We start from the raw sequence: 24,799 nt of genomic DNA, 5'->3' as shown, positions 1-24,799 counted from the left end.
CCATAATCACATCATGTCGGAGAAACTCTATCAGCTATGAAAAACACTTCATTCATTATCCTTGTAGTAGTTGCATTCCTTTTCGGTTGCAATGCCAATAATTCCAACAATACCGGAGGTACGACAGAAACTCACATTGATACGCTAACTACGCATTTGAAGCCCTTTAAAAATGATTTGCCGACGATAGGCTTATTGATATACAATGGAGTACTTATCACAGAAGTGACTGCCTCCTCAGATGTGTTTACGAAGCCAACTGAGAATGGCAAACAACTTTTCAATGTAATCACAATAGCCGAAACCAGCGCTCCAATTGTCTCTGAAGAAGGTTTGAAAATAGTACCTGATTTTACTTTTGATAACGCACCCAAGCTAGATGTGCTTTTTGTACCAAGTGCCTACGATATGTACTCACAAGTGCACAACGACAAAATAGTAACCTTCATTCGAGAAAGAAATAAGGAAACTACTTACACGGTAAGTAATTGTGCTGGTGCGCAATTGATTGGAGCTTCGGGTATTGCAGACGGTAAAAAAATCGTGACTTGGATAGGCGGAGGTGAACAGCTTCAAAAAGACTATCCCAATCTCCTCGTTCAAGACGAAAACACCGTTAGCTACGTAGAAGATGGTAAATTCCTTTCTTCTAACGGAAATCTGGCCAGCTACATATCAGCTTTAGAATTGGTAGAGAAGATGACTAGTGTGGAGCATAGAAAATTTGTAGAGTCTTACCTTTACCTCGATAGACTTCAAAACTGGAAAAAGTAAGTGATTACTAGCCCAGTGTAGTCTATGACTACTCTTTTTATCTACAAAATTCTAGGTTCATTGCGTCAGCTAGCTTTTCAGGATTGCTAACTTTTAAAGTCACACCTTTCCCTTGATATCCTGCCAGTTGCTGATCAAATATTAATTCGTTCCAACTGATAACTAAACTTTAACCTCAAGCTGTGATCTTTAAGAAAGCTTTGTGATATTCGCCCATTAATAAAACACACTATGAACTGGATACTACTTATAATCGGCGGTCTATTTGAGGTAGGATTTGCGTCATGCCTAGGAAAAGCAAAAGAAGCCACGGGAATGGCGGTATATGGCTGGTACGGTGGATTTGTAGTATGCCTAACCATAAGCATGTTATTGCTGATCAAAGCAACCCAAACGCTACCAATAGGCACTGCTTATGCAGTATGGACAGGAATTGGGGCTGTCGGAACGGTATTGGTGGGTATTTTTGTATTCAAAGAATCAGCAGAATTCTGGAGAATTTTCTTCCTCGCAACGCTAATTGGATCCCTCATCGGATTGAAATTCGTTTCTTCCCATTAGAGGAGCAAATGATCATTGGTAAAATTCAATGATCAAGAATAAGTACTTCGTTTCTCTAAGAAGGTAGCACAGCATCCAAGCTATCATCGATGATTTGACTTTTTTTGATTTGCTGCTTGCTTCCCTTGGTTAGTATTTCCTTCAAGTCCATTCCAGCTAACATATTGCCTGTTCCTGTTCCCATGCCCATGATTGTACGCATTGCATCTTGGGTTGTAGTATCTAGAAAAGTAATAAGCTCCTTCGGTACATGATAAATATTACCATTGGTAGGATTTGGAGCTGTAGGAACAAAAATGGTATAGAGATCATCATGAATCTGATCTGTGACAAACCCGGTCATCATAGTACCTGATCTGAAAGGATCTAAGAGTACTACTTCTGAGAAAGGCAGTTTTTTCAGTCCGACAAACTGATACACAGTTTGGTGAATAAGATTATATAGGGGGATTTTTGTTAGGTATTTTTTTTCAAAACTTTTGAAATAGACCTTACCTACTTTGTTTCGAACTAGGACACCAATGATAAAAATAAAAGCGCAGAAAATTGCGAGTGAAAACACATTGACAAGCCAGTGTGGATCGTCAGAACCTGGATCCAAAGCCGCACTCAATGGTGAAACAATCCCAAAAATAAAATTGAAAACAATAGATAGAAGGATAAGAATAATAGTGAGCGGAAGAAGGATTAAAAACCCTTGTAGCAGGCTATCTAAAATAAACCCTCTTGTAGTTTTTTTTTCAATAATTAAAGGGGAGTTGGGCTCAGAGTTCATGGTTCAAGTTGAGATTCCTAAAGTCGCACGAATCCATTTTTTCAGGAATCGTGCGACCGTTGGTTGGTTAGTGGTTAGTGGTTTTTTGATTGTCAAACCAGGTAGTTAGGTTTTTCTCACCAAATGCATAATCAAGGAAATGACAAGCAAAACCAAGAAGATGTAAAAGATGATTTGAGCGATAGAAGCTGCACCAGCTGCTATTCCTCCAAATCCTAAAACGGCTGCAATCAATGCGATTACTAAGAAAATTAAAATCCAGCGTAACATAATTTTTATTGGTTAATGGTTCGATCAAATTAAGTTCAAAACCATACCAATAGCCTAAATCGCCTCGCAAGGCTATTTTTGACTCTAACATCGTGGTTTTAAGGAATTAGCTTGGGGAATACAAGCCCCAAAATCAGCAAATCGATTGCTCAGTAAAAGGAGGAATTAGAGATAACTATTCTCCATTCCAGCTCATTTAATGAACGTGTTAAAAACGTAGGTATAATATCTAATAATTTTAGAAAAGAAAATTATCTAGCTGTTTCTGCGACACTAACTAACGCTCGAAGTTAAAAATTGGAGCATATACTAGCCATTCTAAATACACGAACTGTGACTAGGATGAAATTAAAGAAGAGCTAACAAATACACTTGTGATTTCGGCGAAAACTCTGTGCAAATTGCGGATAAAAAATATTATTTAATTCTTTCGAAAACCAGTTTACCGGATCCAGGATTATTACTGACTGGTTCCAACACCATTCGGGCGTTATCAAATTCTACAATTTTGGCTTTTCTGGTCTCTGCTCCTGTATGAATTATCAACATATTATCGCTGCTGATTTCTACTTTGGCTTCCTTCTGCACTACTTCTTGTTTCACGTAGTCTGTATATTTCAATGTATCTCCGGGGATAAATTCATAGACGGTATTTTCAAGTCTATTTTTAATTTTATACTCGATACCTCCTCGCATAGCTGCATTAGAATTCTTGTATTGAGGTGAATTTCTAAGGTCATCCATAGCCTCAAAGTGAACCAATTGCCAAGTACCAATAAGTTGCTCGAATTTGATTTGGCTGGTTTGAAGCACAAACGCCAATAAAAGAGTGGGGATAATCGAAAGATACATATTCAAAGAAAGGCAATTATTTTGCCACAAAAGGAAAGCCTTTGAAATTTGAAATCAAAAGTTAGCGCTGACTTCTTACTGCACTAATCTAGAATTCAAAAAAGGCAACCATTCCTCTGCTTGTCTTTCTGCATATTCAGATAAAAAATGAGCTAATGTAGGTTTAAACGGCTGCGTTTGTATAGTTAGACCAGCTTGCTCAGGACTTTTGTCGCCCTTCAACACATTGCATCTATGACAGGCTGTTGTCAAGTTCGTCCAGTTGGACTTCCCTCCTTTGGATCGTGGGATCACATGATCAATGGTGAGTTGTCTTCTGCTCCCGCAATACTGGCATTCACCACGATCTCTTCGAAATAGATTAACACGATTAAGAAGTACTCCTCGGAAAGGGATGTTTTTGTAATTATTCAAACAAATCACAGCAGGATATTCGAAACTACGACTTACTGTACGGATCTGCAGAAGTTCATAGACGGATAAGCAATTTGCCTTTTCCAACATTAGCAACACGATGGCTTTTTGTGGAGAGACTACCGCCACGGGAGAATGATCTAAATTCAATACCAATACCCGTTTTTCCATGTGTTAACTAATTATTGATCGAGTTTCTAACTCAATGAGTTTATCCTTACTATTCCGTAAGAAGGCTTCCCATTCACTCAAGTCAGAAACTTTTATTCGATTGTCCATCCAAAATACTTCTTCCGCTCCAAGATACAAGGCATATTTGACTTGCTTTTTCTCTAACTCCCTGAAAATAAATAAATCACCTGGCAAAACGAGTTCGGGATCAATTTTTCCACCAGGAATTTTTCCAGACTTCCACGAATAGCCAGCAATATTAAAAATCAACTCAAATGCCTGATGCTCATCGAGTCCAAAAATACTCCTTCCTCCTGCCTGATAGGGTGAATTGACATACTTAAGTGCAATATCTATCAACTCCTCTCTTTTGGCTTTTACCGAATGACTACGTATCGAGCCTGTAAACCCTAAGTGATCCTGCCAATTAAAAAGCTCCAAGTCGGAGAAATGGAGCCTACTGCCCGGAAGCAAATAAAGGTTGGAGCCAAGATATTCTATAGCTGCGATCGGACTGGTGACAACTTGAAAATCATTATTGAGAAATTTGTAATAGTCGTTCTTCGGGATTTCCTTGAGTGACTGCGTAGTAATCCAGCCCTGGTTTCCCGTGTCTTCATGAAGTATTTTGAACCATTGCTGATCCGAGGTCATTGCTATCGTCTGATAGCATTCGCCAAAAAGTAACTGCGTAACCAGTGCGGAATCAAAAGTGGGTCTGCGATAAAGGGGTAAAATTGTTTGCCTGCAGATCCCAAAAGCGTCAATCAAAGGCCATTCGCTGGATTTCTCTTTTTGCATCTTTTTCTTTCAGGTCCTGTCTTTTATCTTGAGTTTTCTTACCTCGTCCAAGCGCAATTTCCATTTTCGCCATCCCTCGGTCATTGATAAATATACGAACAGGAATGATAGTCAGCCCTTTTTCCTGTGACTTAGTTTCGAGTTTATCAAGTTCTTTCTTATTCAGAAGCAGCTTTCTATCACGTATCGCTACGTGATTGTAGCTAGCTGCCATGGAGTATGGTGATATGTGCATCTGCCGAACGTAAAGCTCTCCGTCCAGAAAAATGCAGAACGCTTCAGTCAACGACACTTTTGCTTCGCGGATAGACTTGATCTCAGTGCCTTTCAGCACCATACCTGCCACATAGGTATCCACGAATTCAAACTGAAAACTTGCCTTTCTATTCTTTATGTTGATGACTTTGTCAAACTTATTATCCTTAGCCATGCTTAGATTTTCATTTTTGCGAGAGGAGTCACATCCATAGATGAGAATTCTCCTTTTAGGTATTTAAAATGCGCTGCCATGGCAATCATGGCGGCGTTGTCTGTACAGTATTCGAATTTTGGAATGTACAGGTTCCAGCCTCTTTCCTTAGCCAGCTTAGTCAACGTATCTCTCAATCCTGAGTTGGCAGATACGCCTCCAGCAATGGCGACCTCTTTCACCCCATACTCCTTCACCGCCAACTTCAATTTGATCAGCAACATTTCCACAAGCGAATATTGTACACTGGCGCAAAGATCAGCTAAATTCTCTTCAATAAATTTCGGGTTTTCCTTCAACTGATCACGAAGAAAATAAAGTACTGCCGTCTTGATCCCGCTAAAGGAATAATTCAACTCCGGCATTCTGGTGATTGGAAATTGAAAAGCTTTAGGATTACCAAGCTTGGCATATTTATCAATAAGCGGACCACCAGGATAAGGTAAGCCTAGCAATTTTGCTGTTTTGTCAAATGCCTCTCCCACCGCATCATCTTGTGTCTCACCGATCACCTCCATAGTCAAAGGATCTTTGACCAAAACTAACTGCGTGTGTCCACCGCTCACTGTCAAGCAAATGAAAGGAAAATTTGGCTTTGGATCCTCAATAAAATGTGCCAAAATGTGCGCATTCATATGATTCACTTCTATCAGTGGAATATTTAAGGAATAGGCAAATGCCTTGGCAAAACTCACTCCTACAAGCAAGGATCCCATTAGACCTGGTCCACGTGTGAAAGCGATTGCTGAAAGTTGAGACTTAGAAATCCCCGAGGTCAAAATAGCCTCCTGAACAACAGGGATAAGGTTTTCCTGATGCGCGCGCGATGCGAGCTCCGGAACTACACCCCCATATTTTTCGTGTACAGATTGTGTGGCGACAATATTATTAAGTACTTTGCCGTCAGCTATTACAGAGGCAGAGGTCTCGTCACACGAGGATTCAATTGCTAGAATAAAGATATCGTTGGTAACCATTGGAAAAGAACGCGAAAGTTACGGATTTTTTGCACAAAGCGTTTCGGATCCTACTATGGATCGTCTTTTCGCTTGTCATGCTACTTATAATAGTAGCTCTTACACTACAGATCACTTGGGTTCAGAATAAAGCAATCGACACTGTAACAGGTATTCTCAATAAAAATTCAACTTTTCATACAGAAATAGGAAAAATTCGAATTACCTGGTGGGATGCGCTAGTCTTAGAGAATGTAGTGATCCGAGATCATCGGGATAGCTTGATGATCGGCGCCAAAAAGATTAATGCTGACTTTGAACTGTTATCGCTGATTCCTCCTGGCATCACCACCATCAATGCCGTCCGGATGGAAAATGCTAAGCTGCACATGCTTACGCATGAAGGGGATTCTGCAATGAATATCAATATCTGGATAGAAGAGTTAGCTGATATGTTCAGTACTAGCGCTACTTCAAGTGGGCCAACTCAGTTCAAAATTAACACTGTTGAACTCAGAAAATCTGAAATATTTCTCGTCAATGTAATCACTGATGCAATCACCAAAGGACTGGATTACAACAAGCTACGATTTTCAGATATAACACTAAATGCAGAAAACTTTTATCTGGAAGGGCCTGAGATTGGAGCTGACATTAAAATGTTGACTGGAACAGAACTGACTTCAGGCTTTGAGATCAAAGAGCTCAAAACGGACATGAAGTACGGGCCTGAATTCTTGGAATTTGATAAGCTCAGCTTGAAATCTGATAACAGTCACATCAAAAATTTCCTTCGATTTGAATATGCCACACCTGCAGCGTTTTCTAATTTCGTAGAAGAGGTTGTCATCATCACCAATATGGATGAAACCAAATTGCACCTGGGAGACTTGAAACTATTCGCTTCTTCTTTGCCAGACATTGATGATGAAATTTACCTTTCAGGAAAAGTATCCGGTCCTGTATCAGATATCCGCTCAGAAGAACTACTGATCAGAATAGGTGAAAAGACAGCGATTTTTGGAGCTTTCAGATTGGATGGCTTGCCGAATATCGATGATACCTACATCAATCTTTCGCTTAAAAACTCAACCATCTTTTCCAGAGACCTTGCTCCTTATCTGCCTAGCAATGTATCTGCACAAATCAACAAATTCAACACCGTCCGCCTAACTGCAGATTTCGCGGGCTATTTACATCGCTTCGATACCAATGGAGAATTTAAAACCTCCATTGGAGACATTGTAGGCCGAGTGAATTTTGATTTAGTAGAAGGTTTGCCTACCACTGTTTCTAATATCACAACAAAAAATCTCGATTTGGGAGTTATTGTGGGAGACAGAGAGTCCTTTCAGAAAGTCAGTCTTAAAGGCCATGTAAACACCAAAGGTAATTCAATAGACAACCTCCTACTCGACGTGGATGCAGATGTCACAAGATTTGGTTTCAATAACTACGACTACACCAACATTAAAACGGATGCAACCTATGGACGGGATCTCTTCAAAGGAAACATCAAAGTCACAGATCCAAATCTGAAGATTGCCGCAAATGGTCTGGTAAATCTCCGAGAATCAACTGACTCAGTGCAGATGAATCTACAGATCGATACAGCTTTTCTAGATCGATTGAATTTCACAGAAAAAGCTACGTTCATCAGTGGAAATCTAATCATTGATACCAAAGGAATTAAGCTTGATGATATTCAAGGCATTGCAAGGTTCAGAAATATTGAAGTCGGCTACCTAGACCGGTACTTACATATTGGTGATTTCAATTTCCAATCTCTTTTTGCTGGAGGCACACGAACCATGTCACTTAATTCTGACTACTTAGTTGCAGCTGCCTCGGGGCAATTTAACCTGGAGCAAATGGGCCGGGATCTAGATATTTTGGTCCAGCAATACATAGCCATTATCTTAAATGAAGAGCAACCGATTGCTGATCTCGAAAGGGATTTCTCTGAAATCTACAACCTCGATCTTAACCTGCGTTTAATTAATATCAATCCTATTGTTCAACTTTTTGAACCAGATCTAAGTCTTTCAAAAAACATGGTTTTGGAAGGTGCTTTCTATCAAACCCAAGAAAATACCATCTTCAACTTCTTCACCAGCATTGACACACTTAAATATAAAAATAACTCAGCCCAGAACATCAATATTGACTTTAACACTTCCAAGCTTATCAATAGCCCGGATATTCTAGCCTCATTCTACGTGTACTCCAAAACACAGGAAATAGGAAAATCCATACAGTTTACCAATTTCGGATTTGAGGCTATCTGGGATAAGGATGAAATGGATATCAACCTGACGCTGGATCAGGACTCTACCCAAAGTGCGGCTAGAATCAATGCTTCAGCTCGTTTTACAGCGCAAAACACTCAACTCGCTTTTGATCCCTCATCTCTAAAAGTTCTTGATCGGGAATGGAAATTTGATTCTCTGAATCTAATCACCATTACCCCTGCCGAAATAGTAGTGGATAGCTTAAAAATCTACAATGAGAGCCAATACATTTCTCTTCAAGGAAAAGTCAGTCGCCAACAAGAAGATCGCTTAAATCTTAAAATCAACAATGTAAATATTGACTTGCTCAATACGCTGTCTCCGCAGGATTTTGATGGCACTGCAAACGGATCTATTTCCTTCGAAAACCTATTTGACAAGGCACTGATTGAAGGAGAATTCACACTTGATCAATTTGCTATCAACAAGTTTCCGATTGGCGATATGAGTGCAAAAGCTAACCTGGATTTGGAAAGGCTAAATATCTCCATGTCCAATGTAAACCAAGGGAAAAAGACGATTGACCTTAATGGCTTTATGCTGGTGGAAAATCAAGAGTTGGACATGAAAGCATCACTAAACGATGCAAGTTTGGTGATACTAGAACCATTTTTATCCAATTACCTCTCTAGCATGGGCGGTACTGTATCAGGTAAAATGGATTTGAAAGGCACCATGGCAGAACCTCAAATTGATGGAACAGGTAAATTAAACAATGGCAGATTTACAGTAAACTATCTCAAGACCACCTATCTTCTAAACGGAAATATACTCTTCAAACCTACACAAGTCAGTTTCCAACAATTAGAACTCAAAGACCTATATGGTCATAATGCTACACTTAGCGGTGGAGTGTTTCATCGAGGTTTTAACGACATTAGATTGGACATAAGAGCCAACCTCAATAATCTGCAGGTGATGAATACCACCGATAATGATAATGAAACTTTCTATGGCACTGCCTTCGTCACAGGAACGGCTTCGGTAATCGGAACAACCAAAAACCTAGATATCAATGCCCGCGCTACTAGTCAGCCAAATACGCAGATTTTCATCCCATTGAATAATAGCAGTACTCAAGCTCAGGAGGATTTCATACATATGATCAACATCCAGGATACGGTAAGAATCAAACAAATCGCAGAGGAAGTGAATAGACTGGAATTGGAGAATGTGCGGATGAATTTCGTGCTAGATATCACTCCTGATGCTTATGCAGAGATCATTATTGACCCAAGAACTGAAGAAGGAATCTCAGGTCGTGGTCGAGGTGTATTGACCATGAACATAGATACTCAGGGCAATTTCACGCTGAATGGTACCTACGAGATCACGGAAGGCAAGTACAACTTCTCACTCTATAACGTGGTGAAAAAGCAATTCAACATCAAGCCTGGCGGACGTATCACCTGGTATGGAGATCCATACGCCGGCATCATGGATATCTCAGCAGAATACACAGAGACAGTATCACTACAACCTCTACTTGCCTCCACGGTAACCTCTCAAACTGAAAGTTCAACTTCCAGCCGACGATATCCAGTGAAAGTATTGTTGAACTTAGATGGGGAACTGCTGTCTCCAGACATTTCTTTTGGCTTTGATTTCACCGAATTCCCAAGCAGCGGGGAAACGCAGACAACTATTTCTTCTTTTCAAAACAAGATCGCAAATGATGAGCAAGAGATGAACCGACAGGTTTTCTCTGTCATCATGACCCGCTCATTTTCTCCAGAAGGACAGTTCTCAGGTGTTTCCAATATCTCCTCAAGTTTGGGACAATTACTATCATCCCAGCTCAATAGCTTCTTGGGTCAGGTGGACAAAAATCTAGAGGTAGATCTCGACGTTGCCACGTTGGATCAAAATGCCCTGGAAACCTTCCAGCTAAGTGTTGCTTATACATTCTTGGATGGTCGTTTGCGTGTATCTAGAGATGGTGGATTCACTGATAATCGTGGCAATGCCGATGCTAATTCCATCATTGGAGATTGGCAGGCGGAATACATGCTTACCGAAGATGGAGTCTATAGAATGCGGGTTTTCAACCGAAACAACTTCAATACGTTCACCTCTCTCTCTCTCTCCAAAAACGTATCAACTTACGGAGTTTCTGTTTCTCAAAATGTATCCTTCAATTCATTTTCAGAGCTTTTCAAGAAAATAACAAGAAAGAAAAAAGAGAAACTGATGATCAATGATCAGGATGATTTCTTGCGCTATCAGTTTGAAAACAAAGAAGAATGGAAACCGATCAAACTGGATAACATCGAAGAACGGCTAGACTCGCTAGATCGGGAAAGAAAGATCAGAATGCTGGAAGAAGGGAAATTTTAAGGATTAATCCCGCAGATAGGCGATGACAAATATCGCTGATCAGCGCTGATTCTTTTATTGAAATTGGTACATAAAATCGGCAATAATCTACGGGAAATCATTACCTCAAATCCGCAAGAAACCATCACATCGCTCAAAAATATTTTAAACAATCCCACTCCTTTCTCGATTACTTCTATAAAATCAAAATGAAGAAAGTCAGCATTTTTTGGTTTCGAAGAGATCTCCGAATAGAAGATAATCACGGCTTATACCAAGCTTTGAAAGAAAATGAAAATGTCCTACCCCTTTTCATTTTCGACAAAAATATACTCGATGAGCTAGATAATAAAGCCGATGCCAGAGTGGAGTTTATCCATTATCAAATCAGACACATTCATCAGGAATTAGAAAAAAAAGGAGCTTCGATTTTAGTCAAATATGGAGATCCGGATGACATTTTCAATGAGCTACTTAGAGAGTATTCTATTGACGCAGTTTACACCAATCGAGATTATGAGCCGTATGCGACCAGTCGCGATGAAAAGGTCGCTAAACTGCTAAATCAGCAGGATATTCGATTGCATCGATATAAAGACCAGATGATCTTCGAGCCAGGAGAGATCTTAAATGGAGCTGGAGAATTCTACAAGGTCTTCACTCCTTTCAGCAAGGTTTGGCTAAGTAAGTTTAATGCTTCCATACCGGAAGAGTTCAAACCCATGCATTGGAAAAATCTAATGCAGACTTCGGCTTTGGAGGTTCCCTCCTTGGAGGAAATCGGTTTTGAAAAAAGTGAAATATCCATTCCTTCTAAAACTGCAGATGAGGAAATCATCTCACACTACAGTCAAACCAGAGATTTCCCGGCCAAGAATGGAACTTCAAGACTAGGAATTCATTTACGCTTTGGCACTATTTCTATAAGAAAGCTTGCGCTAAAAGCCTCCAAACTCAATGCTACTTTTCTCAATGAATTGATCTGGAGGGAATTCTACATGATGATCTTGGCATACAATCCTCAGGTGGTAGATCAGGCTTTCAAGCCAGCTTACGATCGAATTCCCTGGAGAAATAATGAAGAAGAGTTTGCTGCTTGGTGTGAAGGAAAAACTGGATATCCTATCGTAGATGCCGGCATGAGAGAGCTCAATACTACTGGCTACATGCACAATCGCGTGCGTATGGTGGTGGCTTCCTTTCTCACCAAGCATCTCTTGATCGATTGGCGATGGGGTGAAACCTACTTCGCGGAGAAATTACTCGACTACGAATTAGCCTCAAATAATGGTGGCTGGCAATGGGCAGCAGGCACTGGCACAGACGCTCAACCTTACTTTCGGGTATTCAATCCTACCTCCCAGCAAGAGAAGTTTGACAAGAATTGGAAGTACATCAAAAAATGGATTCCTGAAATAAACTCAGATAAGTACCCAAAACCGATAGTAGATCATAAATTTGCAAGGCAACGTGCAATCGACACCTACAAATCAGCCCTGAATCAATGAATATCGGAGACCGAGTAAGACTACTTCACGGAAACGAAGAAGGAATAATCCGCAAAATTTCCTCTAGTGGAAGAATGCAGATAGAAATCGAGGACGGATTCATCATTCCTGCTTTGAAATCAGAATTGGTTTTAATCAATGCAGCTGAAAAGCAACATTTTGGAGATAAGCCAGTGGAAGAGAAAGAAATCGACACGCCTCTTCCCATTTCAGGCCCAAAAGATCAGGGACTTTACCTTGCTTTCGTTCCTATCAACGATCAAAGTCTCAGCCTATATCTGATCAACGACAGCCGTCAGGCTTATTTGGCACATGCATCGGAAGTGTTCGGTACTAATCAGCGCACACTGCTTGCAGCAACACTGAATCCTGGTGAGGCGAAGAAATTTGATGATAGATTGCTGAAGGAAATGGATGAGTGGCCAGCATTTTTACTTCGCTTTATCCCGATTCACAACACTTTGGAGAAAGCAATTCCTGCTTTTGAGCGTCAGCTGAAAATGAAAGCAACTCAGTTTTTTAAGCATCTAAGCAAAGCACCTCGCTTGGATAAAACTGCTTACATTTTTCCCCTAGAGCAAACTACCAAGGAACTCGATATACGTGCGCTCAATCAGGAACTGGATGAAATCAGGCCAAAATCTGAAACTCCAAAAACTCCTAAACCTGCCAGATCTATTGATTTGCATATTGAAAAGCTAGCGACAGATCCCAAAGGAATGAGCAATTCCGAGATGCTTCGTGTGCAACTGGAGTCTTTTGACAGAAATCTGGATCAGGCGATGGCTTCAGGAATGGATGAAATCACATTTATCCATGGCATAGGAAATGGCGTGCTTCGCAAAGAAATTCACAAGCGCCTCAGTCAACTCCAAAATATTAAGTACTTTCAGGATACGCAAAAAGATCAATGGGGCTACGGTGCTACCTTGGTCAGAATCTCCTAATCTATGCAGGCAAAAGTATCCCCTGTCTTTCAGCTTTTTGAATCGCAGCACCAAGAGGCTAAAGCACTGTTTTTGGCTTTGGGAAAGCAGATCAAGTCCAAGAAAGCAATAGAACTTCTAGGGAAAATGGAGTTCCTGGAACTCTATGCAGATTTGATGGCAAAGGTTCACTTTGAAATCGAAGGCTTGAATTTTAATATCTTCTCGGATTTCAAAGAGATGAAGAGAAGCCTGCGGAAAATACATCATTTCAAACTCGCAGAAAAAAGCCTGAATGATCGCGAAGAAGAATTAGGTTTCAAATACGGGGGATATCGAATACATCTGGATAAGTATAAGAAAAAACTTTACACCGATGCCTTTGATCTGATAGTAGGCAGCACACTGAAAAGCTGGGATGAGTTTCATCAAAAAGCCATGACCGCCAGCCGAGGTATTAAACCTCTGGCTATCCATACCGCGGTGAATCAGATCATTCAGGAAGAACTGGAGTTTTTCAATCAAGACCATAAAGGCGCTATGGACAGCAAAGCCTTGAAGGATACTTTTGAAGGTTTGCGAACCATCATCATGTTGGAAAACACCTTGATCCAGATGGGTTTCAACTCTATTTTCATCACTGGAATACATGAGGAAATCGGAATCCTGAAGAACAACCTCAAACCTTGGTACTCCAATCACCTGTCGCTACAGTCTTTGACACATTTCCTAGGCACCAAACAGGAAGTATCTAAGAAGTACCTAGACTGGGTAAAAGAGCTCAAAGCAGAAAAGAAGATTCTTTCTTCCCAAGCCGAGAAACAAGCACATCAGTTGTTTGATAAGATTTTGGGGTGAGTGATGATTGATTCTTACAGATCGTGCCTTTGACACTCTAAAAAAACACGCTTCTTTTAGACCCAGAATTGCATTCTGGGCAAGTATTGGTCTTGCCGTTGGCAAGATATTTACCACTCTACAAGCGAACATCAACTCCCAGCAAGTTCAATTTTTCTCTCATAATATCACCCTCGAATGCCAACGGCATTCCCAGTCCTAACCCCGAATACAGCGCAGCGAAATTCGGGGATTCAAAATCAACAAGCTAACCCAGAGTGCCAACGGAACGATCAGTAATAAAGTGGCCAAAACATGGTTATTAACCTACCATAGAATATCAGATATCGAATCCCTCGAATGCCAACGGCATTCCCAGTCCTAACCCCGAATACAGCGAAGCGAAATTCGGGGATTCAAAATCAACAAGCTAACCCAGAGTGCCAACGGCACGATCAGTAATAAACTGGCAGTGGTCAATCCCAAACATATTTCGGATCATAATCCAACTTATACTCCTCCAAAAACTGGATATATTCTTCTTGGAATGATTGCTTCCGATGATGTTCTTCCTGGTTTTGGATATAGTTTTTAACAATACCAACTTTGGACTGACTGACCGAAAAGGCACCATAACCTTTTTGCCAATGAAATCCTTTTAAGCCAATCTCAGACATTTTATTAGAACTTGATATTTTAATTTTTTGAATCAAATCAGCAATTGTGACAGTCCGTGACAATGTACAAAGCCAATGTAAGTGATCTGGATTAGCATAAATATCTTCTGTAAATGAGCCTAGATTTGCCCCCAATGTGACGATGTAAGCATGAAGAATTGGCTGGGCACCTGGGGTAATAAGTGGTTTTCTATACTTAGTAGAAAAAACTATGTGTAAATACACTTTGGATAGGGACTGTGGCATAGCAGAGAAAAATTAGAATTTGAAATACCGATCGTGCCTTTGGCACTTTAATAAATATAACACCTAATCAACCCAGAATTGCATTCTGGGCAAGTATTGGTCTTGCCGTTGGCAAGATATTTACCACTCTACAAGCAAACATCAAATCCCAGCAAGTTCAATTTTTCTCTCATAATATCACCATTGAATGCCAACGGCATTCCCAACCCCTAATACAGCGAAGCGAAATTTGGAGATCTAAAACCATGAATATTATAACACGTGTAAGAATACAATAGTACACACGTGTAATATTTTCTTGTTAAATTTGTAAAAAACAGCTTATGAATACTAAACTCACCTTAACCATAGAACAGGATGTGATTCAAAAAGCTAAGGATTACGCAAAAGATAAAAACCGTAGCCTTTCTGATATCATTGAAAATTACCTAAAAAGCCTGACTCAGGAGAATAGCGTAGATAATAAACCTAAGCTTACCCCTATCGTCAAATCGTTGAAGGGCTCTTTTAAAATGCCCGAAGACTTGGATTACAAGGAAGAGCTAAAAAAAGTCCTCGAAGAAAAGCATTTGTAAATGGACAAGGTACTGATAGACTCGGATGTTATTCTTGATTTTTTCTTTGACCGAGAACCCTTCGCTCAATTTGCAACAGAGGTTTTTCTTCGCTGTGAGTCAAAGCAACTATTAGGTTACACCACACCTGTCATCATCAGCAATGTCTATTACCTTCTGAGCAAAACCGCCAAGCATGAGGTAATCATAGAAAAGCTAAAACAACTTTTAAGAATTATAGAGATAACAGCTATGGACAAGAAGGTTGTTATGGCTGCTTTAAACTCAGAATTCAAAGATTTTGAAGATGCTTTACAATACTGCGCTGCGCTAAATCAAGGTGATATTCCAATCATCTTGACAAGAAATATGAAAGATTATAAGAAAAGTGAACTGGCAGTATTAACTCCAGAAATGTATCTGAAAAAGTAGATTGAATCGTACTTTATTTAAAAGTTTCAAAGCAGAGAAAAATTAGAATTCGAACTACCGATCGTGCCTTTGGCACTCAAATAAATATAACCCCTAATCAACCCAGAATTGCATTCTGGGCAAGTATTGGTCTTGCCGTTGGCAAGATATTTACCACTCCGCAAGCGAACATCAAGTCCCAGCAAGTCCAATTTTTCTCTCATAATATCACCCTCGAATGCCAACGGCATTCCCAGTCCTAACCCCGAATACAGCGCAGCGAAATTCGGGGATTCAAAATCAACAAGCTAACCCAGAGTGCCAACGGCAGGATCGACATCAACTCAGCTATCGTTTTCAATGAAAACATCTGATTGGTAGACTCTTTTTTTTATTTTCATTTTGGTTACTTTACGAAGTCAAAAACCCTTGTACTAAGCGCCTATTATAGTTTAAAGTAATTTTTAAGTCTGATTGAGCACCTGTAGAGGTATTATAAAACATTACAAAACACCCTTCTCAATACCATGATTTTCACCCCCTTATTCATGAAAAAAGTAGCAAGAAATATACTAATGCTACTTTTCACAATTTTACTTTTCAATTGCTCAAACGACGATAAGGGCAGTTTTTCTACTGACTATTTTAAAATTGAAATCAACCCCAAGGGCTATATCACCAGCATGGTCAATATCTCAAAAAATCCATATCGGGAATTCAGTCCTCTCGAAAAACCATCACCATTACTTCAGCTCTACGATGGCAAAAAGAAAATGTATTATCAACCTGTTGATGCGAAGTTCAATCAAGCAGATCGCTCCATTACACTAAGCTATTCCAACGGTTCAGTTGCTCAAGTCCTCTTATCGACGCAAGAGAAATACCTGAAATTCACCCTAGAGTCTCTTAGTCCACGAAATGAAATCGATGGTATCCAATGGGGACCATACCATACGAATATCACAAACCTATTTGGAGAAATCATAGGAGTTGCACGAGACACAAGTGCGGTAGTCAATTATGCTATTGGTATGCTTGCACTGGATGACAATACGATTGGAGGCACTTCTGAAACTATAGCTGATGCAGCACCTTTTCAGTACATAATTCATTCGCCTGACCCGGAAATCTACCCACTTCCTGACTCCTTGCATGAGGGGCAAATTTTCACCCTTGGCGGAGATGGAATTAGTGATGTAGCCTTTTACGCACATAAAGAGCCCTACTACAGAATCATGTATGGTAACTCTGCCTTAGTCGACGAAAAAGGCCAGATCTCTATTAATTACCACTCCAGAGACAGGACATTTGAGAGAGAAGTTTATTATTCACTTATTCCCAATATGCCAGCCAATACACCAAACCATCTGGAAATTCAACCCTTGGCAGGTGTGGATTTTATAGGTTCTTCTATTGCTTTATGGGGTAGCCCAGACAGTTCCGCCTTACTGGATGTGATTCAGGACATTGTTTTGAAAGAGGGCTTGCCTTATCCAACAATTGATGGCAAATGGGTGAAAGATCCGAGCGCTTTTGTGCCTGATGCGATGACAAATGGAAGCTTGAATGATAGTATCATTTCTTATACATCAAGAATGGGTTTTAAGGCAATCAGTTTGTACGACCAAGGGTTTATAAAGCCCGATCGTGGAAATGAAGGCTACCTAGACGGAAAACAATTTGAGAAAAAGCCCATTCAGTTAACGTCTGGAAACAAATCCCATAAGGAGTTTTCGGAGATGGCAGCAAAACATGGAATCAGCATAGGAAGAACGCCGATAACCAATGCACTAGCTCCCGGAACAAAAGATGCTAGCCCCCTACCAAATGACAGTTTGTGTTATCAGCAGAAACGTTTATTGGTGAACAACATTAGTCAAACTGACACCATTCTTATCGTGGATGACCCAACCCATCTTGAGGAAATCGCCAGTTGGGAAGGACATGCCGAGAACCTCAACATGATAAAAATCGGCAAAGAGCTGATCTATTATCTTGGAGTCTCTCAAGAAAAGCCCTACCGACTTTTGAATGTAAAACGTGGATATTGGGAAACTACAGCAACCGAACATCAATCCAATGACACTATTTATAAGCTCCAGGTTACGCTGAATTATGGCTATGATGGGTTGATTCCCAATATGCAGCTCCAGGATAAAATTGCTGAATACTATGCTGATGTCTGTTTTATAAACGGCTTAGGCTACTATGATTTTGATGGACAAGAATTTCTATTTAACAATGGACACGGCTATTACTCTGCTAAGCGATTTTTCCGCAAAATGTTTGAAAGGGCTGAAGTCCTAGGCATTCCTACTATTCGTTTTACTGGTGCCACCTTATCAGAAGGATCATGGCATTACCAAAGCATCTGGAATGTAGGCGGAGGGAAAAACCTATATGATGTGGAAACGAGGGAATGGGGCAGCACTACAAGCCAGGGGAAAGATCTTCGGGATGTTACCTACGCCAATTTTTTCCCTATAGGGATGGGAGGCAATTTTCCAATAAACGCAAACTCAACAGTAGAGCAGTATGAGCACATACAAGCTATATCTGTTGGACTTGGAACCACATACAGTCTAGTCCTGAACCAAAAAGATGTGGAAAACTGCCCTGAGAAAGATGCCATTTTCAAAACAATAAGAATTTGGGAGGATGCACGTGCCGCTGATGCCTTTCCTCTAAGTGTGAAAAAAATGTTAGCTGACCCAAAGAAAAACTGGAAGTTGAATGAAGGCGAAAAGAAGAATACCTGGGTACTCAACGAGTTAATCGATGGGCTAACAAATAAGACATTTGCTTTGACTGCAAGTGGTAGGAAGTAGACAAATATGAGTTGCACAACCGCCAGAAACCTTTTGCTTACAAAATTCCCCGCAAGATTAATAGACCAGCCTGAATCCACCGAAAACACTAAATATCTCTTAGCTTAGCAAAGCTATAAAACCACTCAAACCTATGGATACCTCACACAAAACCTCCTTTCAGTTTATCAGCGAACCATCGGACATCAATTTCGGTGGCAAAGTACACGGAGGAGTCGTGATGAAATGGATAGATCAGGCTGCTTACACTTGCGCCAGAACATGGTCGGAAAGCTACTGCGTGACTGTCTATGTGGGTGGTATTCGGTTCTACAAACCCATCAATATTGGTGAGGTAATCAAGGTAGATTGCTCTGTGATTTATACAGGAAGTTCTAGTATACACATCATGGTGGAAGTGTATTCCAGAGATTTTTCACATAAGGAATTTGAGAAAAAGACTCACTGCATCATCATTTTCGTATCGGTCGATGAAAATGGATCTCCTAAAAAAGTGAAGCCTTGGGTTCCACAAACGGATCAGGAGAAAAAACTGGAAGAGTATGCTACCCGACTAAAATCCCTCAGAGAGGATATTCACAACGAGATGAAGCCTTTTTTTAATGAATAGTCTTCCAGTGAGAATTAGTGAATCGTAAATGGTGTTAGCTGAAAGTTCTGTGAGTAGTAAATAGCAGGCTTCATTATGTCATAACGGACAATTCGTCTATAGAAAGGAATGGATTTAAGCTTACTTCCTTCAATCGGAACATGTGGTAAATTAAGTTTCCTCCTAGTTTAGAACTTAATGAAAGGTATGTTCAGCTATCAAAAAGAAGTCCTGCTTCTGGAGAAACAGGACTTCCTTCATTGACAAACTTCGTGGTCTTGGTGGTTAGAAAAAGTGCATTATATAAGACCTTCGAGGTTCTAAAAACCTCAAAGGTCACATGCTACCTTATTTATTCTTCACATCTCCACTCATATTCAGGCTATTTCCTTCCTTGATTTTTTGAAGAAATAGATCCTCCACATAGAATTGCCAGTCCGAAAACTTAAGTGCCTGATTGGCTAAATGAGCATGATGATCCTGATCCAAAATATAGTCATCTGGCTTGTTCAGCTCTCGGGTTTTACCATATACTTTCTCCAATTCCACCAACTGAGACTTCCACTCGCCTTCTAAATTCAGAAGCTTTTCTTTGGCAGCTTCTCTTTCCTCAGCCGTTTTGGACAGATCCCACTCTGCAAGTAGTAACAGGGATTTATTTGAAAACTGAGTCACTTTAGCCACTTGCTCATAGACTTCAAGCGTATAGCTGTTTCTAACAGCTACCTTTTTAGAAGCTTCAATTTTATACAAAACGGAATCAACCTTCACCTGATTTTCCTTGGCTTTAGCCAGTTTCTCTTTATTTCTTTCCGTCCATTCTCCAGGAGAATTTGCCTCTGGCAAAGTCAAAACTGCTTCCTGAATTGGATTGTCCATTCTTCTCAGTTGATTTCGATCCTTTTTATCCAGTAAAGCATTTTTCCAAAAGGCTACTGGACCTTCCAAATCATTGATAAATGAAAAGTCAGCTGAGGCCAATTCCGACCCAAAAGTTCGCTGTCTATAAGCAGTATGTAGTTCTTCAGACGTCCTCTTTTGGCCTGACCAGGTGTATTCTGCAAAAATCGCTATGCCTCTTCCATACAATTCGAAATGCGGAGAATCATCATCCCAGAGTGTCAGTAGTAACCCGTCTGCTTTGTTTTCAATGGAAATCAAAGCGAAATCCCGAATGTTAGCCGTATTACTCTCTTCTAGTGGCATAAGATTCCAGCGTGTTTGACCAGCTGTAGCTCCCATCACTTGGAAACCATGATCAGTAAACCATTTCATCGCGCGATTATTCCCAGGCGTCTCAGGCATGCTGTAGTTCCATCGCATGTACACGCAATTTTTCGGGAACAAATCCACATATTTATTCAGGTTAGGCTCGTTCACCGTCCAGATGCTATCTACCTGCGCTTCTGTCAATTTTCTGTTGAAAATTGATCCATATACTCCTGCATTTTGCAGTGGCATATCATCCCAGAAAATAGGTGTCACTCCATGCTCTTCTGCATATGCACTCACTCTATTCAACCAGGTCAACTGCAATTCCAACGCTGATTTTCCGCTTCCTCTTCCAGTTGTATGAACTTCATCCCCTCCTACATGCAGGTATTGTGCATGAGGAAAAGCGGCTAATGCATCCGAGTACAAATCAAATTGAACTTCGTAGGTGCGCTCATCCAGAGGATTAAATGCCCAATCGCTTTCTGGATCATCACGAAGATCTTTGTATTCCTCATGTTTCAAAATAAATGAAGCGTGTCCTAGTCCTTGCACCAAAGGAGAAATTCTGATGTTTCTAGCCATGGCATAATCACTCAGTTTTTTCCATTCTGCAATAGACCAAGCGTCCGAAGAACCCACTTTTGGTTGCTTTTCGAAAGCTAACTTATCTTCAATTTCCAAGATTATACCGTTGATTTTCATGTCCGCCAAGCGATCCATCAGCTCGTAGTAATAGTCCTGCTTTTCCAAATGATGCTTCACATCGAGTTGCACAGAACGGTACTTCAGTGCTGGCTCATCTCTCACAGAGATCAAAGGCAATGCAGCATCTTGATCCAGCGCATCCTGCACGAGCTGCCCAAGCGTAATCACTCCATACCAAAGACCTTCCTTTGTACTAGCCTTGATGGCTATCTGATCTGCAGAAATATCAAGTGTATATGCTTCTGCCTTCAGGTCAGAATTTGCATCTAGACTAAAAGTCAAAGACTTATTCTTAGAACCTTCAAGGGCTTTACCCGATATAAAATCCGCTTTTGCCTGATCCACTAGATCCTCAATATTGGAGGCTAACAAACCAGAAATCCCTGATATTTCTACTGAGGTAGGGCTTGGCAAAATCTTGAAGTCACCTTCCTTCTTGGGTCCTGAGTTGCAGGAAGCAAGTATTAGTAAGGTGATCAGCAAATTGAACGTTGAAAATAATCGCATGCAAAAGAGGTTATTTAGTATAAAGAATTTTGAAATGGCTAAAATACCAAATATTCAACCCTAGTGCAGCCACTCAACAAACAATTCAAAACCTATTATAGCTTCAAGCTTTAATATTCCCTTTTTTTCCCTAATTTTTAGGTTGAAGGATCTAAACGCTACCTGTTTAGAACTCTTTTTTAAAAACCCAACCTAACCCAAAATGCTTACACTTCTGATCATCCTTTTTGCCTTGGCATTGATTCTTATTGCCATCGTCAAATTCGACATACATCCATTTCTAGCTCTTTTCTGTGGTGCCATTCTCTATGGATTACTAGCCGGAATGCCGGGAGAATTGATCTTAAAATCTATTTCAGATGGTTTTGGAGGGGTATTAGGAAGTATTGGCTTACTTATTTTGCTCGGTGTGATGATGGGTACTTTTTTGGAAAAAACAGGAGGAGCCATCGTCATCGCAGAGAAGATCTTATCCTGGATCGGGGAGAAATCTGTGACGTTTGCCATGATGATTTCAGGTTATATACTCTCTATACCGGTATTTGGTGATAGTACATTCATCATGATGAACCCGATCAGCAAGTCCCTTTCGCTGAAAGGAAAAGTACCCTATGCAGCCACTACGATTGCATTGGCGCTAGGAGCAACGGCTTCTCATTCGCTTGTCCCTCCTACTCCAGGACCAATCGCTACAGCAGGAATCTATGAAGCTGACCTTGGCATGATCATTTTCTATGGACTTATTGTGAGTTTGATCACGTTGATTCCCAGCTATATTTTTGTCAAAAAAGTAGTATACAAAATTCCTCTGATGCCCAAAATGGCTGTCAAAACTGAGGAAATCGACAAAAAAGAAAGGCCTTCTGCTTTTGCTTCTTTCCTCCCGATTATCGTTCCATTGATTCTGATCATAGCCGCATCGATTGCAAATTACCCTACTAAACCATTTGGAGAGGGTACTTTTTACACCTTTATCCAATTCGCAGGAAGTCCAGTCATTGCTTTACTTTTAGGTTCTTTTATGGCTTTTACCTTGCCAAAAAAATTCGATGCTAAACTCCTTTCTTCCTCTGGATGGATTGGCGAAGCCATTTTGATCGCAGCGCCGGTGATTCTGATTACTGGTGCAGGTGGTGTTTTTGGGAAAATGCTTCAGAATTCCGGAATAGGCGATTTGGTTAGCACGAGCATGAGTGGTGCCAGCTGGGGTATTTTTCTTCCTTTCCTAATCGCTTTTGCATTGAAAACGGCTCAAGGTTCTTCGACTGTAGCGATGATTACTACGGCATCGATTATCGCTCCGTTACTCGGTTCATTGGGGCTTGACTCGGAAACCATGCGTGTTTTTGCCGTTTTGGCTACAGGTGCTGGCGCAATGGCCATCTCTCATGCCAATGACAGCTTCTTCTGGGCGGTAACTCAACTTTCTGGCTTATCCATTAAGCAAGGAAATCAAACTCACAGTCTAGGTACTCTGATTATGTCAGTGACTGCTATAAGTGTGATTTATTTGATTACGTTAGTGGTGGGGTAATAATTAGGAAAGAGTAGAGATTAAATCCCACAACGAAAGATAAATTCATTCAGAATATATACTGATATAAATGACTGGAGAAACAAGATTAGCGCAACTAGTAAAAGGAATGACCCCAAAACTGAATGAAGGGGAATACATCTTTGCCACAGTAGACAACATAAATGAAATTGACCGAAAGGATACTATTTGCGAATTCAAAGAAAGTGAAGGGACAACGATTATCATGGAACGGCGAAAAGCAGACGCGCTGAATCTATCCTATCAATACGTTTCTTCTTGGATTACCCTGATGATTCACTCCTCACTTGAGGCCGTAGGGTTAACTGCACTTTTTTCAACTGAATTGGCGAAAAATGACATTAGCTGTAATGTCGTAGCTGGATATTATCATGACCACATATTTGTGGATAGTAAAGATTCTGCGAAGGCACTTGAGGTACTAACTCGATTGGCTAACAAACAAATACTATGAAAACGAAATGGAGTAAGTTACACAAGACCCTAAGAATTGGGCTCATTACTTTAATCATAGGGATCAGCCCTTTATTAATTTTGCTGGGGCTCAATGAACTAGGAGTCATAGATGCTGGAAATGCAGTTGGCCCAGGAATTCTTGCCATGTTAACTTTCTATCCTTCCATCATATTGATTATAATAGGTTCAGTTTTGACTTATCGAAATAGAAGAAAAAATATGGTTACGGAGTAAACTGTTTGCTTTAAATAATTTACCCCTCATGAAAAATCTCATTGTCTTACTTTTTATATTTTCATCTGTTACCAACAGTCAGGCCCAAATCCTCAAAAAACCAATCCCCGATAAACTGGTCGTCTTGACCTTCGATGATGCGCCGGCAAGTCATTATTCTATTGTGGCACCTATGCTCAAGGAATTTGGGTTTGGAGGGACTTTCTTCGTTTGTGAGTTTCAACCAAATTATGCTGACAGTACATTATAAATGAATTGGCGACAGATCAAGGCATTGGACAAGATGGGTTTTGAAGTTGCAAATCATACGCATACCCATGCAAATGTGAGTAAACTAACCCAGGGAGAATTCAATAGTCAGCTCACTTACATTGAGGCTAAATGTGACTCACTCGGAATCCCGAAACCTACCAACTTTGCTTATCCTGGCTACGGATTAAACGCTCAGTCTTTAAAAAATTTACAGGAAAAAGAATACGTCTTCGCACGGGCAGGTGGCAGTAGAGCTTATGATCCTTTGAGTGATGATCCTTTGAGTGATCATCCCTTCCTGATCCCTAGTTGGGCGACGGATGAAACTAATAAAGCTGAGATCATGAAGGCCTTTGATCAAGCCAAAGATGGAAAGATTGTCATCTTAACTATTCACGGTGTTCCTGATCTAGAGCACCCCTGGGTGAATACACCTCCCGAACTTTTTAAAGAATACTTACAATATCTTGACACGAATCACTTCACTGTTATTTCCATGAAAGATCTGGAAAGCTACATCGATGTAGAAGCCGCCAAAAGGACCATCACTCCAGATTTTGTTAAGAAAAACAGTAACTGATTTCAGACTAGTAGGATTATAAATCCTCGCTATTATTCCTGCACAATTCATCCCCTCGAACCGTAAATC

22 protein-coding genes and 1 pseudogene are annotated in these 24,799 nt (G+C 40.4%); 14 read left to right on the top strand and 9 right to left on the bottom strand.

Annotated elements, in window-relative coordinates; genetic code table 11:
- Positions 1-36: 36 nt before the first annotated feature.
- Both BM291_RS05115 and BM291_RS05110 read left to right on the top strand, forming a co-directional pair.
- Positions 37-774, top strand: coding sequence for a DJ-1/PfpI family protein (locus BM291_RS05115; protein ID WP_092895098.1), 738 nt, complete (start codon positions 37-39; stop codon positions 772-774).
- 231 nt (positions 775-1,005) lie between these two features.
- On the top strand, positions 1,006-1,335 hold the full coding sequence (locus BM291_RS05110; RefSeq protein ID WP_092895097.1) for a DMT family transporter: 330 nt from the start codon (positions 1,006-1,008) through the stop codon (positions 1,333-1,335).
- Positions 1,336-1,390: 55 nt separating this feature from the next.
- Here the strand turns inward: BM291_RS05110 and BM291_RS05105 are convergent, their stop codons facing one another.
- The 7 genes from BM291_RS05105 to tsaD form a co-directional block, all read right to left on the bottom strand.
- Positions 1,391-2,110: a DUF502 domain-containing protein gene (locus BM291_RS05105; RefSeq protein WP_092895096.1), complete on the bottom strand. Its 720-nt coding sequence runs from the start codon at positions 2,108-2,110 to the stop codon at positions 1,391-1,393.
- A 105-nt stretch (positions 2,111-2,215) separates the two neighbouring features.
- Entirely contained in the window at positions 2,216-2,380 is a 165-nt protein-coding gene (locus BM291_RS05100; protein WP_092895095.1) for a DUF1328 domain-containing protein, read from the bottom strand.
- A 417-nt stretch (positions 2,381-2,797) separates the two neighbouring features.
- Positions 2,798-3,232, bottom strand: a complete 435-nt coding sequence (locus tag BM291_RS05095) for a lipocalin family protein (RefSeq protein ID WP_092895094.1) — start codon at positions 3,230-3,232, stop codon at positions 2,798-2,800.
- 75 nt (positions 3,233-3,307) lie between these two features.
- Complete coding sequence (locus BM291_RS05090) at positions 3,308-3,817, bottom strand: HNH endonuclease (RefSeq protein ID WP_092895093.1); 510 nt, start codon at positions 3,815-3,817, stop codon at positions 3,308-3,310.
- A gap of 3 nt (positions 3,818-3,820) precedes the next feature.
- Complete coding sequence (locus BM291_RS05085) at positions 3,821-4,618, bottom strand: hypothetical protein (protein WP_139229040.1); 798 nt, start codon at positions 4,616-4,618, stop codon at positions 3,821-3,823.
- Positions 4,581-5,048: an SsrA-binding protein SmpB gene (smpB, locus tag BM291_RS05080; protein WP_092895091.1), complete on the bottom strand. Its 468-nt coding sequence runs from the start codon at positions 5,046-5,048 to the stop codon at positions 4,581-4,583. Before smpB ends, BM291_RS05085 begins: the two co-directional genes overlap by 38 nt.
- 2 nt (positions 5,049-5,050) lie before the next feature.
- Entirely contained in the window at positions 5,051-6,064 is a 1,014-nt protein-coding gene (tsaD, locus tag BM291_RS05075; RefSeq protein WP_092895090.1) for a tRNA (adenosine(37)-N6)-threonylcarbamoyltransferase complex transferase subunit TsaD, read from the bottom strand.
- 77 nt (positions 6,065-6,141) lie between these two features.
- On the opposite strand from tsaD, the gene BM291_RS05070 reads away from it, so the two are divergent.
- The 4 genes from BM291_RS05070 (at position 6,142) to BM291_RS05055 (ending at position 13,942) form a co-directional block, all read left to right on the top strand.
- The gene (locus tag BM291_RS05070; protein WP_175499643.1) at positions 6,142-10,671 is read left to right on the top strand and encodes a translocation/assembly module TamB domain-containing protein; all 4,530 of its coding nucleotides are present in this window, start codon (positions 6,142-6,144) and stop codon (positions 10,669-10,671) included.
- A 188-nt stretch (positions 10,672-10,859) separates the two neighbouring features.
- The gene (locus BM291_RS05065) at positions 10,860-12,158 is read left to right on the top strand and encodes a cryptochrome/photolyase family protein (protein ID WP_092895089.1); all 1,299 of its coding nucleotides are present in this window, start codon (positions 10,860-10,862) and stop codon (positions 12,156-12,158) included.
- Complete coding sequence (locus BM291_RS05060) at positions 12,155-13,105, top strand: Smr/MutS family protein (protein WP_092895088.1); 951 nt, start codon at positions 12,155-12,157, stop codon at positions 13,103-13,105. Before BM291_RS05065 ends, BM291_RS05060 begins: the two co-directional genes overlap by 4 nt.
- 3 nt (positions 13,106-13,108) lie before the next feature.
- On the top strand, positions 13,109-13,942 hold the full coding sequence (locus tag BM291_RS05055) for a hypothetical protein (protein WP_092895087.1): 834 nt from the start codon (positions 13,109-13,111) through the stop codon (positions 13,940-13,942).
- Between the two features lie 455 nt (positions 13,943-14,397).
- Here BM291_RS05055 and BM291_RS05050 read toward each other — a convergent pair whose 3' ends face one another.
- Positions 14,398-14,844 (bottom strand): transposase, encoded by a 447-nt coding sequence (locus BM291_RS05050; protein ID WP_092895086.1) that lies wholly within the window; start codon positions 14,842-14,844, stop codon positions 14,398-14,400.
- Between the two features lie 323 nt (positions 14,845-15,167).
- On the opposite strand from BM291_RS05050, the gene BM291_RS05045 reads away from it, so the two are divergent.
- The 4 genes from BM291_RS05045 (at position 15,168) to BM291_RS05025 (ending at position 19,247) form a co-directional block, all read left to right on the top strand.
- Positions 15,168-15,419: a DUF6364 family protein gene (locus BM291_RS05045; RefSeq protein ID WP_092895085.1), complete on the top strand. Its 252-nt coding sequence runs from the start codon at positions 15,168-15,170 to the stop codon at positions 15,417-15,419.
- Positions 15,420-15,830 (top strand): type II toxin-antitoxin system VapC family toxin, encoded by a 411-nt coding sequence (locus tag BM291_RS05040; protein ID WP_092895084.1) that lies wholly within the window; start codon positions 15,420-15,422, stop codon positions 15,828-15,830.
- A 527-nt stretch (positions 15,831-16,357) separates the two neighbouring features.
- Positions 16,358-18,637 (top strand): hypothetical protein, encoded by a 2,280-nt coding sequence (locus tag BM291_RS05030; protein ID WP_092895082.1) that lies wholly within the window; start codon positions 16,358-16,360, stop codon positions 18,635-18,637.
- Positions 18,638-18,770: 133 nt separating this feature from the next.
- A complete protein-coding gene (locus tag BM291_RS05025; protein WP_092895081.1) occupies positions 18,771-19,247 on the top strand; it encodes an acyl-CoA thioesterase in 477 nt (158 codons plus the stop codon).
- Between the two features lie 327 nt (positions 19,248-19,574).
- Here BM291_RS05025 and BM291_RS05020 read toward each other — a convergent pair whose 3' ends face one another.
- Entirely contained in the window at positions 19,575-21,653 is a 2,079-nt protein-coding gene (locus BM291_RS05020) for a beta-N-acetylhexosaminidase (RefSeq protein ID WP_092895080.1), read from the bottom strand.
- Positions 21,654-21,855: 202 nt separating this feature from the next.
- Between BM291_RS05020 and BM291_RS05015 the strand changes: the two genes are divergently transcribed.
- From BM291_RS05015 to BM291_RS05000, 4 genes and pseudogenes are all read left to right on the top strand, one after another.
- On the top strand, positions 21,856-23,187 hold the full coding sequence (locus BM291_RS05015) for a GntP family permease (protein WP_092895079.1): 1,332 nt from the start codon (positions 21,856-21,858) through the stop codon (positions 23,185-23,187).
- A 70-nt stretch (positions 23,188-23,257) separates the two neighbouring features.
- Positions 23,258-23,662 carry an ACT domain-containing protein gene (locus BM291_RS05010; protein WP_092895078.1) on the top strand — a complete coding sequence of 135 codons (405 nt, stop codon included), beginning with the start codon at positions 23,258-23,260 and terminating at the stop codon, positions 23,660-23,662.
- Complete coding sequence (locus tag BM291_RS05005) at positions 23,659-23,898, top strand: hypothetical protein (RefSeq protein ID WP_092895077.1); 240 nt, start codon at positions 23,659-23,661, stop codon at positions 23,896-23,898. The genes BM291_RS05010 and BM291_RS05005 overlap by 4 nt, the downstream gene beginning before the upstream one ends.
- Before the next feature lie 28 nt (positions 23,899-23,926).
- Positions 23,927-24,730: pseudogene (locus BM291_RS05000) on the top strand (polysaccharide deacetylase family protein).
- Positions 24,731-24,799: the final 69 nt, after the last annotated feature.

The organism is Algoriphagus aquimarinus, assembly GCF_900112005.1.
Taxonomy (GTDB): Bacteria; Bacteroidota; Bacteroidia; order Cytophagales; family Cyclobacteriaceae; genus Algoriphagus; species Algoriphagus aquimarinus.
The sequence above is the reverse complement of the archived record's forward strand: the minus strand, read 5'-3'. Positions and strand labels throughout refer to the sequence as shown.

Coding starts and splice junctions, on each gene's coding strand:
- BM291_RS05115 (WP_092895098.1), top strand. CDS start 37: ATGAAAAACACTTCATTCATTATCCTTGTAGTAGTTGCATTCCTTTTC.
- BM291_RS05110 (WP_092895097.1), top strand. CDS start 1,006: ATGAACTGGATACTACTTATAATCGGCGGTCTATTTGAGGTAGGATTT.
- BM291_RS05105 (WP_092895096.1), bottom strand. CDS start 2,110: ATGAACTCTGAGCCCAACTCCCCTTTAATTATTGAAAAAAAAACTACA.
- BM291_RS05100 (WP_092895095.1), bottom strand. CDS start 2,380: ATGTTACGCTGGATTTTAATTTTCTTAGTAATCGCATTGATTGCAGCC.
- BM291_RS05095 (WP_092895094.1), bottom strand. CDS start 3,232: ATGTATCTTTCGATTATCCCCACTCTTTTATTGGCGTTTGTGCTTCAA.
- BM291_RS05090 (WP_092895093.1), bottom strand. CDS start 3,817: ATGGAAAAACGGGTATTGGTATTGAATTTAGATCATTCTCCCGTGGCG.
- BM291_RS05085 (WP_139229040.1), bottom strand. CDS start 4,618: ATGCAAAAAGAGAAATCCAGCGAATGGCCTTTGATTGACGCTTTTGGG.
- smpB (WP_092895091.1), bottom strand. CDS start 5,048: ATGGCTAAGGATAATAAGTTTGACAAAGTCATCAACATAAAGAATAGA.
- tsaD (WP_092895090.1), bottom strand. CDS start 6,064: ATGGTTACCAACGATATCTTTATTCTAGCAATTGAATCCTCGTGTGAC.
- BM291_RS05070 (WP_175499643.1), top strand. CDS start 6,142: ATGCTACTTATAATAGTAGCTCTTACACTACAGATCACTTGGGTTCAG.
- BM291_RS05065 (WP_092895089.1), top strand. CDS start 10,860: ATGAAGAAAGTCAGCATTTTTTGGTTTCGAAGAGATCTCCGAATAGAA.
- BM291_RS05060 (WP_092895088.1), top strand. CDS start 12,155: ATGAATATCGGAGACCGAGTAAGACTACTTCACGGAAACGAAGAAGGA.
- BM291_RS05055 (WP_092895087.1), top strand. CDS start 13,109: ATGCAGGCAAAAGTATCCCCTGTCTTTCAGCTTTTTGAATCGCAGCAC.
- BM291_RS05050 (WP_092895086.1), bottom strand. CDS start 14,844: ATGCCACAGTCCCTATCCAAAGTGTATTTACACATAGTTTTTTCTACT.
- BM291_RS05045 (WP_092895085.1), top strand. CDS start 15,168: ATGAATACTAAACTCACCTTAACCATAGAACAGGATGTGATTCAAAAA.
- BM291_RS05040 (WP_092895084.1), top strand. CDS start 15,420: ATGGACAAGGTACTGATAGACTCGGATGTTATTCTTGATTTTTTCTTT.
- BM291_RS05030 (WP_092895082.1), top strand. CDS start 16,358: ATGAAAAAAGTAGCAAGAAATATACTAATGCTACTTTTCACAATTTTA.
- BM291_RS05025 (WP_092895081.1), top strand. CDS start 18,771: ATGGATACCTCACACAAAACCTCCTTTCAGTTTATCAGCGAACCATCG.
- BM291_RS05020 (WP_092895080.1), bottom strand. CDS start 21,653: ATGCGATTATTTTCAACGTTCAATTTGCTGATCACCTTACTAATACTT.
- BM291_RS05015 (WP_092895079.1), top strand. CDS start 21,856: ATGCTTACACTTCTGATCATCCTTTTTGCCTTGGCATTGATTCTTATT.
- BM291_RS05010 (WP_092895078.1), top strand. CDS start 23,258: ATGACTGGAGAAACAAGATTAGCGCAACTAGTAAAAGGAATGACCCCA.
- BM291_RS05005 (WP_092895077.1), top strand. CDS start 23,659: ATGAAAACGAAATGGAGTAAGTTACACAAGACCCTAAGAATTGGGCTC.